We start from the raw sequence: 10,505 nt of genomic DNA, 5'->3' as shown, positions 1-10,505 counted from the left end.
GTTCGATGGAACGACGGACGAAGGCCCAAGCTGAGGTTCGGGCTTCAAAGCCCTCGGATGACCCGGTCTCTCGTCCGCCACCGCGCGAGACAGCCTACCGCCTCGCCCAGCAGAATTTAAGTTACAAGGATGACGGCTCAGTGCTATCGCCTTGGTCCGCATTCTCTATCTTTCTCACCTCCGGGCCACGCCGCTTGTCGAGACGCGCCGCGGCGTGTCAGCATGGCCGGCGCCCAGCGCGCACGGATCGGCAGCGAAACAGCGATGAGAACGCAACGACGAAGCTATGAGCCCGGGCACCAGCCGAAGTGCCTGGTGATCGTCGACGAAACCGCGGAATGGGACCGCGCGGTGTATTACGCCAGCCGCTGGGCGGTGCGGATCGGCGGCGGCGTGGTGATGCTGCGGGTGATCGAGATCCTCGACCACAACCAGCAATGGCTGGGCGTCGCCGAGGTGATGCGCGCCGAGGCGCAGGAGATCGCCGAAACCGCGCTCGATCGCGCCGCCGGCCGCGCCAATGGCATCGCCGCGATCACGCCTGAGCGGGTGATCCGCGAGGGCGATCCCTTGGAGCAGATCAAGGACGTGATCCACCAGGACGTCGACATCGTGATGCTGGTGCTGGCCGCCAACGACGGCCCCGAGGGACCGGGGCCGATCGTCACCACCATGCTGCGCAGCATCGGCGCGTTTCCGATCCCGGTGATGATCGTGCCCGGCAGTTTGACTGACGACGAGATCGACGCGTTGTCGTAGCGCTGCCAACCAGACCACCGTAACGCCGCCGCGACCGAGAGTTCGGCCGCGCAAGCCCTCATATGACGGAAAGCTCGATGATGGACCTGCTCGCGCCCGATGTGCAGACGACGGTCGATAGCCGCCTGGAAGACCTCGCCACGCCTTGCCTGCTACTCGACGAAGCACGGTTGCGCCGCAACGTCACGACCATGAAGCAGCATCTGGCGGCGCTCGGCGTCGGCTTCCGGCCGCATCTGAAGACCGCCAAATGCCTGGAGGTGGCGCGGATCGCGATGACGCAGCCGAGCGGCCCGGCGACGGTGTCGACGCTGCGCGAGGCGGAGTTCTTCGCCGCAGGCGGGGTGCGCGACATGATCTACGGCGTCGGCATCGCGCCCCAAAAGCTCGACCGCGTCGGCGCGATCCGCAAACGCTTTGCCGCCGACCTCGCGGTCATCCTCGACAGCGTGGAGCAGGCCGATGCAGTGGCCGACTGGGTCAAGACGAACGGCGACGCGCTGCCGGTGCTGATCGAGGTCGACGCCGACGGCCATCGCTCCGGCGTCGCGCCGCATGACCAAGCCACGCTGGTTGCGATCGGGCGACGGCTGATCGCCGGCGGCGCACAATTGCGCGGCGTGCTGCTGCATGCCGGCGCCAGCTACGGCCTCAGCGATCCGGTGGCGATCGCGGCGGCGGCGGAGGCCGAGCGGGCGGCGGCGGTCAGCGCCGCGACGCTTCTGCGGCAGGCCGGACTGCCGTGCCCGGTGGTCAGCATCGGCTCCACCCCGACCGCGCGCTTCGCGACGCACCTTGCCGGCGTCACCGAGCTGCGCGCCGGGGTGTTCATGATCGGCGACCTGTTCCAGGCCGGCGTCGGCTCCTGCGCGATCGACGACATCGCGCTGACGGTGCTATCGAGCGTGATCGGCCGGCAGCGCGCCAAGGGCTGGATCATCGTCGACGCCGGCTGGATGGCACTGTCGCGCGACCGCGGCACCGCGCGGCAGGCGGTGGATCAGGGCTACGGGCTGGTCTGCGACCTCGCCGGGAAATCTTATCCCGACCTGATGCTGATCGACGCCAACCAGGAACACGGCATCGTCGCGGTTCGGCCGGGCAGCGACGCGGCGCTGCCGGAGCTGCCGATCGGCGCCCGGCTGCGGATCCTGCCCAATCACGCCTGCGCCACCGGGGCTCAGCATGACCGCTATCATGTGCTGGACGATTCCGGCGCGGTGAGCGCGGTCTGGCCGCGGATCAACGGCTGGTGAACGGACGCGGCTGGCGCGCCGGCAGCGATGCAACCCCTGGCTGCGGGTTTTCCCGCGTCTTGACCGTGCGTTCGGCGTCGCCATCTGCTAAGCCAAGCCATCTTTTAGGTTAAGCCCTCAGCGAGCCAGGCCACGCGCCGGCCTTGAACCGGCGACGACGGAGACCATCATGTTCATTCAGACCGAACCCACGCCGAACCCCGCCACCCTGAAGTTCATTCCCGGCCGCGTCGTGCTCGACAGCGGCACCATGGAATTCAACGATCGCGCCACCGCGGCGCGCTCGCCTCTGGCCGAGCGGATCTTCGAGGTGCCCGGCGTCATCGGGGTGTTCTACGGCTCGGATTTCGTCACCGTGACCAAGGACGACAGCGACTGGCAGCACCTCAAGCCGTCCATCCTGGGCGCCATCATGGAACATTACATGTCCGGCGAGCCGCTGATGGCGGACGGCCGGGTCGATGGCGAGGAGCCCTCGGAGGACGACGAGTTCTTCGACAAGGCCGACGCCGAGACCGTCGACATGATCAAGGACCTGATCGAGACCAGGGTGCGCCCGGCGGTCGCCAATGACGGCGGCGACATCACCTTCCGCGGCTTCAAGGACGGCATCGTCTATCTGAAGATGCAGGGCGCCTGCTCGGGCTGTCCGTCGTCGACCGCGACGCTGCAGCACGGCATCCAGAACCTGTTGAAGCACTTCGTGCCCGCCGTGCTCGAGGTGCGGCCGATCTGAGCCGCAGGGCCGGTACGACGCCTGCCGCCGCGCGGAAAAACCGCGCGGGATTTATGCCCGCGGCGGTATCGTAGGACATGACGCGGCGGTGACGTTGCTGGTATAGTCGCCGCCATGCTGATCCTCGCCATCGACACGGCCCTCGACGCCTGCGCGGCCGGCGTGCTGCAAACCGATTCCGCCACCATGCTCGCGCAGCAATCGCTGCCGATGCAGCGCGGCCATGCCGAAGCGCTGGTGCCTTTGATCGCCCGGGTGATCGCCGAGGCCGATATCTCCTTCGAGGCGCTCGATCGCATCGCGGTGACGACCGGCCCCGGCAGCTTCACCGGGCTGCGGGTCGGTCTGTCCGCGGCGCGCGGCATTGCGCTGGCCGCCGACCGCCCGGTGGTCGGGCTGACAACGCTGGCGGCCTTTGCCGCGCCGCTGGTCGGCGAGACGGCCGGCGATCCGATTCTGTCGGCGATCGATGCTCGCCACGACCAGATCTACTATCAGGTGGCCGGCGGCGACGGCACCACCTTGCTGCGGCCGCGGGTGGCGCCGCTCGATGAAGCGATTGCCGCGGCTTTGCGGTTCGGCGCGCCGCGGCTGGTCGGCAACGCCGCGCAACTTGTGGCCGAGCGCTGGCCGTCCGATGCGCCGCAGCCGGTTTCGGTCGACGCCCAGCCCGCCCCCGACATCGCCTGGGTGGCCTGGCTCGGCGCCGCCGTCACCCCAGAGAATTCGCCGGCGCGGCCGTATTACCTGCGGCCGCCCGACGCCAAGCCGCAAATTCCCGTGTTGCAATTCGCCGCATCACCCTCCGCGTGACGACCCGTTCGTGAGTTCTGTCGATCGTGACCCGCCGATGATGACCTGGCTTGCAGAATTCTGGGGCTATGCCGACGCGCAGGTCGAGGGCGCCACCTTGCGCGACGCCGCGCGGCTGGCAGAACTGCACGCCGCCTCGTTCCATCGCGGCTGGAGCGAGGAAGAATTCGAGGACATGCTGAGCCAGCGCAATACGCTGGTGCACCGGCTGCGGCTGGGGCGGCGGATCATCGGCTTCGTGGTGTCGCGGATGGCGGCCGACGAGGCGGAAATCCTCTCGATTGCCGTCGATCCGTCGTATCGCGGCCGCCGGCTGTCGGGCGAATTGTTGCGCACCCATCTCGGCCACCTCGCCGGCCGCGGCATCAAGACTCTGTTCCTGGAGGTCGAGGAAAATAATCAGCCGGCGCGGCGGCTCTACGATCACTTCAATTTCACCGTGGTCGGCCGGCGCGAGCGCTATTACCGGCAGCCCGATGGAGAACAATTGAACGCATTGCTAATGCGTCGCGACTTGTCGTGATCCCCTTGCGGTGGCAGAACAAAGTGCACGATCGAAAGTTTTTGCCCTCATGACCGCGTTGGAAGCCATGCCCGTGTTGAAATCCACAGAGATCGAGGCGCGTTGCGCCGCCACCGGGATGCGTATGACCGAACAGCGGCGGGTGATCGCCCGGGTGCTGGCACAGGCCGAAGACCACCCCGACGTCGAGGAACTGTATCGCCGCTGCGTCGCGGTTGACGACAAGATCTCGATTTCCACGGTGTACCGCACCGTGAAACTGTTCGAGGACGCCGGCATCATCGAGCGGCATGATTTCCGCGAGGGCCGCGCCCGCTACGAGCAGATGCGCGACAGCCATCACGATCACCTGATCAATCTGCGCGACGGCACCGTGATCGAATTCACCAACGAAAACATCGAGAAGCTGCAGGCCGAGATCGCCCGCGAACTGGGCTTCAAGCTGGTCGATCACCGGCTCGAGCTGTACTGCGTGCCGCTGGACGACGACAAGAAGGCAGAGTGAGCGTCGACCTCGTCATCTTCGATTGCGATGGCGTATTGGTCGATAGCGAGATCATTTCCTGCCGCGAACACGCCAACCTGCTGACCGCGAGCGGCTATCCGATCACCTCCGACGAGGTGTTCGCCCGGTTTCTCGGCCGCGCCGCGCGCGAGGCGAGACGCGAGATCGAGGCCGAACTCGGCCACCCGCTGCCGGACGGCTACGATTGCCAATTGCAGCACAATCTGCACCGCGCTTTCGCCAACGAGCTGGCGCCGATGCCGCATCTGGGCTGCGCGCTCGATGCGCTCAAAGCGCTGGCGCAGCCGGTCTGCATCGCCTCCAGCGGCTCGCCGGACAAGATGCGCGCCAGCCTCGGCCGGGTCGGGCTCTACGACCGCTTCGCGCCGCACATCTTCTCCGCCACGCAGGTCGCCAAGGGCAAGCCGGCGCCGGATCTGTTTCTGTTCGCGGCGGCCGCAATGGGCGCCGAACCCGGCCACTGCCTGGTGATCGAGGACAGCGTCGCCGGCGTCACCGCCGCCCGCGCCGCCGGCATGCGAGCGCTCGGCTTTGCCGGCGGCAGCCATTGCCGGCCCGGCCATGGTGAAACCTTGCGCCACGCTGGTGCTGCGGCCGATTTCGACGACATCCGGCAACTGCCTGATTTGATTGCGAAATCATAGCGCGGCGCGGGCCGGCCGCAGAGCCGCCGGCGGCGCCTGGACGGGCGAAGCTGGATTTCGCTGAGTTTAGCCTATATCTGAAGCGAAGATCTTACCGGCGCGGCGTGACCGCGCCGTTTTGCCTTGCATTTCGGGTTCCATGACTCAGCCGCGCAAGCTGCACATCAAATCCTTTGGCTGCCAGATGAATGTCTATGACGCCCAGCGCATGGTCGATGCGCTGGCGCCGGAGGGGTTCGTCGAAACCGCCAATGCGGACGAGGCCGACCTCGTCATCCTCAACACCTGCCACATCCGGGAAAAGGCCTCCGAGAAGGTCTATTCCGAACTCGGCCGGCTGCGCGTCGCCAAGGACGAAGCCGCCCAGCGGGGCCGGCGCATGGATATCGCGGTGGCCGGCTGCGTGGCGCAGGCCGAGGGCGAAGAGATCATCCGCCGGCAGCCCGCGGTCGACATCGTGGTCGGGCCGCAAAGCTACCACCATCTGCCGCAATTGCTGGCCGAGGCCAAAGCCCGGGGGCGGGCGCTGGAAACCGAGTTCCCGGTCGCGGACAAATTCGGCTTTCTGCCGCAGCCGCAGCCCGAGGCGATCCGCGCCCGCGGCATTTCGGCCTTCGTCACCGTGCAGGAAGGCTGCGACAAGTTCTGCACCTTCTGCGTGGTGCCCTATACGCGCGGCGCCGAAGTGTCTCGTCCGGTTGAGAAAATCGTCGACGACGTGAAGCGGCTGGCGGACCACGGGGTGCGCGAGGTGACGCTGATCGGGCAGAACGTCAACGCCTATCATGGCGACGGCCCGGACGGCCGGGCCTGGCCGCTCGGCGAGCTGCTGCAACATCTGGCAAAAATTCCCGGCATCGTGCGGCTGCGCTATTCCACCAGCCATCCGCGCGACGTCGACGACTCGCTGATCGAAGCGCATCGCGATCTCATAGCGCTGATGCCCTTCGTGCATCTGCCGGTGCAGTCCGGTTCCGACGCGATCCTTTCGGCGATGAACCGCAAGCACAGCGCGGACGACTATCGCCGGCTGGTCGATCGCTTTCGCGCCGCCAACCCCAAGATCGCCTTCTCGTCGGACTTCATCGTCGGCTTCCCCGGCGAGAGCGACGAAGATTTCGAAGCCACCCTCGCGCTGGTCACACAAATCGGCTACGCTGGGGCCTATTCGTTCAAGTATTCGCCGCGGCCCGGGACGCCGGCGGCGGAATTGCAGGAGACAGTCTCAGCAGCGGTCATGGACGAGCGATTGGTGCGGCTCCAGGAATTGATCGACAGCCAGCAGTCGGCCTTCAATCAGGCCGCGATCGGCACGACCGTCGAGGTGCTGTTCGAGCGCGCCGCGCGCAATCCGGGCCAGATCGTCGGCCGCACCGCCTATCTGCAGCCGGCCCATGTGATGGCGCAGCCTGACATCATCGGCCAGGTGCTGCCGGTCCGGATCGACAGCCTGGAGCGCTACAGCCTGATCGGCGCGCTGGCTGCGCCGCAGCAGCGCCAACACGCTGAATCGCGCCGCGAATTTCCCCAGTCCCTGCAGCTCACCACGGGAGCCTGAACCCTTGCCAAAAAGCGCATCGGATTCGCCTTCACTCGCTCCCCGCCGCAAACTCGACCGCGATCCCCAGGCTCAGCCCGAAACCCAGGTGATGGTCGCCTTCGACGACAATCGCGCGGTGTCGTCGCTCGTCGGGCCCTACGGCCAGAACCTGGCCTTGGTCGAGCGCCGGCTCGCGGTGGTGGTGGATTCGCGCGGCAACCACATCACCATCGCCGGCTCCCGCGAGGGCTGCGACGCCGCGCGACGGGTGCTGGATACGCTGTATGAACTCGCCACCCAGGGTCACGATCTGGCGCAGGGCGACGTCGAGGGCGCGATCCGCGCGGTGATCGCCCAGGGCTCGCTGTTCGAATTCGACGCCAAGCCGTCGAGCTCGGCGTTCGAGGCGATCAATTTGCGCAAGCGGCCGGTGCGCGCCCGCACCGCGGCGCAGGATTCCTACATCCGCGCGCTGAAGCGGCACGAACTGGTGTTCGGCATCGGCCCGGCCGGCACCGGCAAGACCTGGCTCGCGGTGGCGCATGCCGCCCAACTGTTCGAGCGCAAGGAGGTCGACAAGATCATCCTGACGAGGCCGGCGGTGGAGGCCGGCGAACGGCTCGGCTTCCTGCCCGGCGACCTGAAAGAAAAAGTCGATCCATACCTGCGTCCGATCTACGACGCGCTGTATGATCTGATGGATTCCCGGATCGTCGAGAAGGCGCTGCAGAGCAACGAAATCGAGATCGCGCCGCTGGCCTTCATGCGCGGCCGCACGCTGACCAACGCCGCGATCATTCTCGACGAGGCGCAGAACACCACCTCGATGCAGATGAAGATGTTTTTGACCAGGCTCGGCGAAAACAGCCGCATGATCGTCACCGGCGACCCCAGCCAGGTCGACCTGCCGAACGGCCAGACCTCGGGCCTCGCCGAAGCCGCCAAGCTGCTCGACGGCGTCGAAGGCATCGCCCAGGTGAAATTCACCGCCGGCGACGTCATTCGCCATGAACTGGTGGCGCGAATCGTCGCCGCCTATGAGGGCGCCGCGCCGCGGCCGGCCGGCAACGGGGGCTGAGCCCCGCGCACACGGCAAGCGTCCTGCGGGACAGGCTTGCGAAGGACATTCCCGACCGATGACCCGCTTTATTCCACCCGCGACCGAGGTTCTGATCGTCGCCGATTGCTGGCAGGCCGAAGCCGAGGCCGAAGCGGTGGTGCTGCGCGCGATCGAAGCCGCCGCGGCGACCGCCGATGCCGACACCGCCGACGCCGAACTCGCGGTGATGCTGACCGACGATGCCGGCGTGCAGACCCTGAACGCCAATTGGCGCGGCATCGACAAGCCGACCAACGTGCTGTCGTTTCCGGCGCTGCAGCCCTCGGGCGATGCGCCGGACGACGCGCCGCGCATGCTCGGCGACATCGCCATCGCCTACCAGACTACGCGGCGCGAGGCCGACGACGAGGGCAAGCCGTTCGACCATCACCTCAGCCACCTTGCGGTGCACGGCTTCCTGCATCTGGTGGGTTACGACCACGAGACGGACGGCGAGGCCGAGGCGATGGAAGCCTTGGAGCGCGAGATCCTGGCGCAGCTCGGCGTGCCGGATCCCTATGCCGACCAGGACCGGGTGAACTGACATGCCGGACCCCGACCCAGCGCAAGACAATTCCGTGAGCGACACGATGCCCAGTAGTAGCAGTCTCCCCGCGGTGGTGCATCAGGGCGACGTGATGCGCCCCCCCGCCGACAACTGGTTGCTGCGCGCGATCCGCACGCTGTTCGGCTGGAAGCCCGGCTCGGTGCGCGAGGACCTGCAGGTGGTGCTCGACGCCACCACGCCGGACGACACCGGCTTCTCGGCGATCGAGCGCACCATGCTGCGCAACATTCTCGGCCTGCACGAGCGCAGGATCGCCGACGTCATGGTGCATCGCGCCGACATCGTCGCGATCAAGCAGGACATCACGCTCGGCGAGCTGATGGGGCTGTTCGAAAGCGCCGCGCATTCCCGCCTCGTGGTCTATCACGAGACCCTCGACGACCCGGTCGGCATCGTCCACATCCGCGACCTGTTGGCCTACATGACCGCGCGCGCCCGCGACGAACTGCCGAGCAAGACCAAAGCCGCGCACAAGACGCCGGCCGCGCCGGCGCCGGCCAAGACGCCCGCGGCGCCCGCCAAGGCCTCGCGCAAGAAACCCTCGACCAAGGGCTTCGATCTGCGCGCCATCGATCTGAAGATCCCGCTGACCGAGACCGGCATCATCCGCAAGCTTCTGTACGTGCCGCCGTCGATGCGGGCGATCGATCTGTTGGCGCAGATGCAGGCCTCGCGGATTCATCTGGCGCTGGTAGTTGATGAATATGGCGGCACCGACGGCCTGGTCTCGATCGAGGATATCGTCGAGCAGATCGTCGGCGAGATCGATGACGAGCATGACAGCGAAGAGCCGCCTTCGATCGTGAAGCAAGGCGACTATTTCATCGCCGATGCCCGCACCAGCCTCGACGAAGCGCGCAAGCTGATCGGGCAGGATTTCGAGACCGGCGAAGACGGCGAGGATGTCGAAACGCTGGGCGGCTATATCGTCACCCATGTGGGTCGCCTGCCCGTGCGCGGCGAAGTGATCGCCGGGCCCGGCGAATTCGAGATCGAAGTGCTCGATGCCGATCCGCGCCGCGTCAAACGGCTGCGCATCGGCCCACGCAAGGAGCGCCCTGCTCCGCGCGCGCCGCGCAAGCGTGGCGCTGCCCCCGACACCGCCAATTCGCAATCCACTGACGCTGCGAATCCGCCCCCCTCCGGAGACAGTGCGGGAACGCCGTGATCCCCAAACAACTGCGCAATGTCGCACTCAGCATCATTCTTGCCTGGGGCTGGAAGCGTGCAGCCATCGCCTTCTTTGCTGGCGCCTTCTCGTCGCTGGCGATGGCGCCGTTCAATGCGTGGCCGATCCTCTTCGTCACATTCCCCGTCGTTATCTGGCTGATCGACGGCGCCGCCGCCGGCAAGATGCGCGGCATTCCGGCCGCCGCCATGGCCGGCTGGTGGTTTGGCTTCGGTTACTTCGTGCCGGGCCTGTACTGGATCGGCTACGCGTTTCTCGTCGATGCCGAGACGTTTGCGTGGCTGCTGCCGGCGGCGATCTGCGGCCTGCCCGCTTACCTCGCGCTCTATACGGCACTCGGCTTCGCGATCGCGCGCCTGCTCTGGACCAAGGATGCATCGCGCGTGCTGGCGCTCGCGGCGAGCATCACGGTCGGCGAATGGCTGCGCGGGCACATGCTCACGGGCTTTCCGTGGAATTCGTTTGGCTATGCGCTGACCGAGCCGCTGGCACTGGCGCAGACCATGTCGTTGATCGGCCTGTGGGGCATGACCTTCGTTGCGGTCGCGATCTTCGCATCGCCGGGCGTGCTGATCGACGGCCGCTCGCGCACGCGGCGGCCATGGCTCGCGCCCGTTCTGGCCTTGTCGCTGCTGATCGTGATGGGCATCTATGGCGCCATCCGCCTCAATGCCACGCCGACACAATTCGTCGCCGATGTGAAGCTGCGCATCGTGCAGCCTGCGATCTCACAGGATAAACGCTTCAACTATTCCGCCAAGGCGGATGTTATGAGCAAATATCTCGCACTGTCCGATCGCTCCACCGGCCCCGAGAACAGCGGCGTCGGTTCGGCCAATGTGCTGATCTGGC

11 protein-coding genes and 1 pseudogene are annotated in these 10,505 nt (G+C 66.8%); all 12 read left to right on the top strand.

What is annotated here, in order from left to right; genetic code table 11:
* The first annotated feature begins 264 nt into the window (after positions 1-264).
* The gene (locus tag VGC77_RS22105) at positions 265-759 is read left to right on the top strand and encodes a universal stress protein (protein ID WP_331173704.1); all 495 of its coding nucleotides are present in this window, start codon (positions 265-267) and stop codon (positions 757-759) included.
* Between the two features lie 80 nt (positions 760-839).
* Positions 840-2,015: an alanine racemase gene (locus tag VGC77_RS22100; RefSeq protein ID WP_331173706.1), complete on the top strand. Its 1,176-nt coding sequence runs from the start codon at positions 840-842 to the stop codon at positions 2,013-2,015.
* A gap of 169 nt (positions 2,016-2,184) precedes the next feature.
* The gene (locus VGC77_RS22095; protein ID WP_331173703.1) at positions 2,185-2,751 is read left to right on the top strand and encodes a NifU family protein; all 567 of its coding nucleotides are present in this window, start codon (positions 2,185-2,187) and stop codon (positions 2,749-2,751) included.
* A 114-nt stretch (positions 2,752-2,865) separates the two neighbouring features.
* Entirely contained in the window at positions 2,866-3,564 is a 699-nt protein-coding gene (tsaB, locus tag VGC77_RS22090) for a tRNA (adenosine(37)-N6)-threonylcarbamoyltransferase complex dimerization subunit type 1 TsaB (RefSeq protein ID WP_331173702.1), read from the top strand.
* A 37-nt stretch (positions 3,565-3,601) separates the two neighbouring features.
* Positions 3,602-4,087 (top strand): ribosomal protein S18-alanine N-acetyltransferase, encoded by a 486-nt coding sequence (gene rimI, locus VGC77_RS22085; protein WP_331173705.1) that lies wholly within the window; start codon positions 3,602-3,604, stop codon positions 4,085-4,087.
* 67 nt (positions 4,088-4,154) lie between these two features.
* Positions 4,155-4,592, top strand: a complete 438-nt coding sequence (locus VGC77_RS22080) for a Fur family transcriptional regulator (RefSeq protein ID WP_414709708.1) — start codon at positions 4,155-4,157, stop codon at positions 4,590-4,592.
* Positions 4,589-5,257, top strand: coding sequence for an HAD family hydrolase (locus VGC77_RS22075; protein ID WP_331173700.1), 669 nt, complete (start codon positions 4,589-4,591; stop codon positions 5,255-5,257). The genes VGC77_RS22080 and VGC77_RS22075 overlap by 4 nt, the downstream gene beginning before the upstream one ends.
* Before the next feature lie 139 nt (positions 5,258-5,396).
* Entirely contained in the window at positions 5,397-6,815 is a 1,419-nt protein-coding gene (gene miaB / locus VGC77_RS22070) for a tRNA (N6-isopentenyl adenosine(37)-C2)-methylthiotransferase MiaB (protein ID WP_331173699.1), read from the top strand.
* Positions 6,816-6,819: 4 nt separating this feature from the next.
* Complete coding sequence (locus tag VGC77_RS22065) at positions 6,820-7,875, top strand: PhoH family protein (protein WP_331173698.1); 1,056 nt, start codon at positions 6,820-6,822, stop codon at positions 7,873-7,875.
* A 58-nt stretch (positions 7,876-7,933) separates the two neighbouring features.
* Positions 7,934-8,440, top strand: coding sequence for an rRNA maturation RNase YbeY (gene ybeY / locus VGC77_RS22060; RefSeq protein WP_331173697.1), 507 nt, complete (start codon positions 7,934-7,936; stop codon positions 8,438-8,440).
* 1 nt (position 8,441) lies between these two features.
* The gene (locus VGC77_RS22055) at positions 8,442-9,632 is read left to right on the top strand and encodes a hemolysin family protein (RefSeq protein WP_331173696.1); all 1,191 of its coding nucleotides are present in this window, start codon (positions 8,442-8,444) and stop codon (positions 9,630-9,632) included.
* Positions 9,629-10,505, top strand: a pseudogene (locus VGC77_RS22050) (apolipoprotein N-acyltransferase); the annotation flags it as partial. The gene VGC77_RS22055 and the pseudogene VGC77_RS22050, both read left to right, overlap by 4 nt.

Source organism: Rhodopseudomonas sp. (assembly GCF_036404135.1).
Taxonomy (GTDB): Bacteria; Pseudomonadota; Alphaproteobacteria; order Rhizobiales; family Xanthobacteraceae; genus Rhodopseudomonas_A.
Note: the sequence above shows the minus strand (reverse complement) of the source record. Positions and strands in the feature narration are given on the sequence as shown.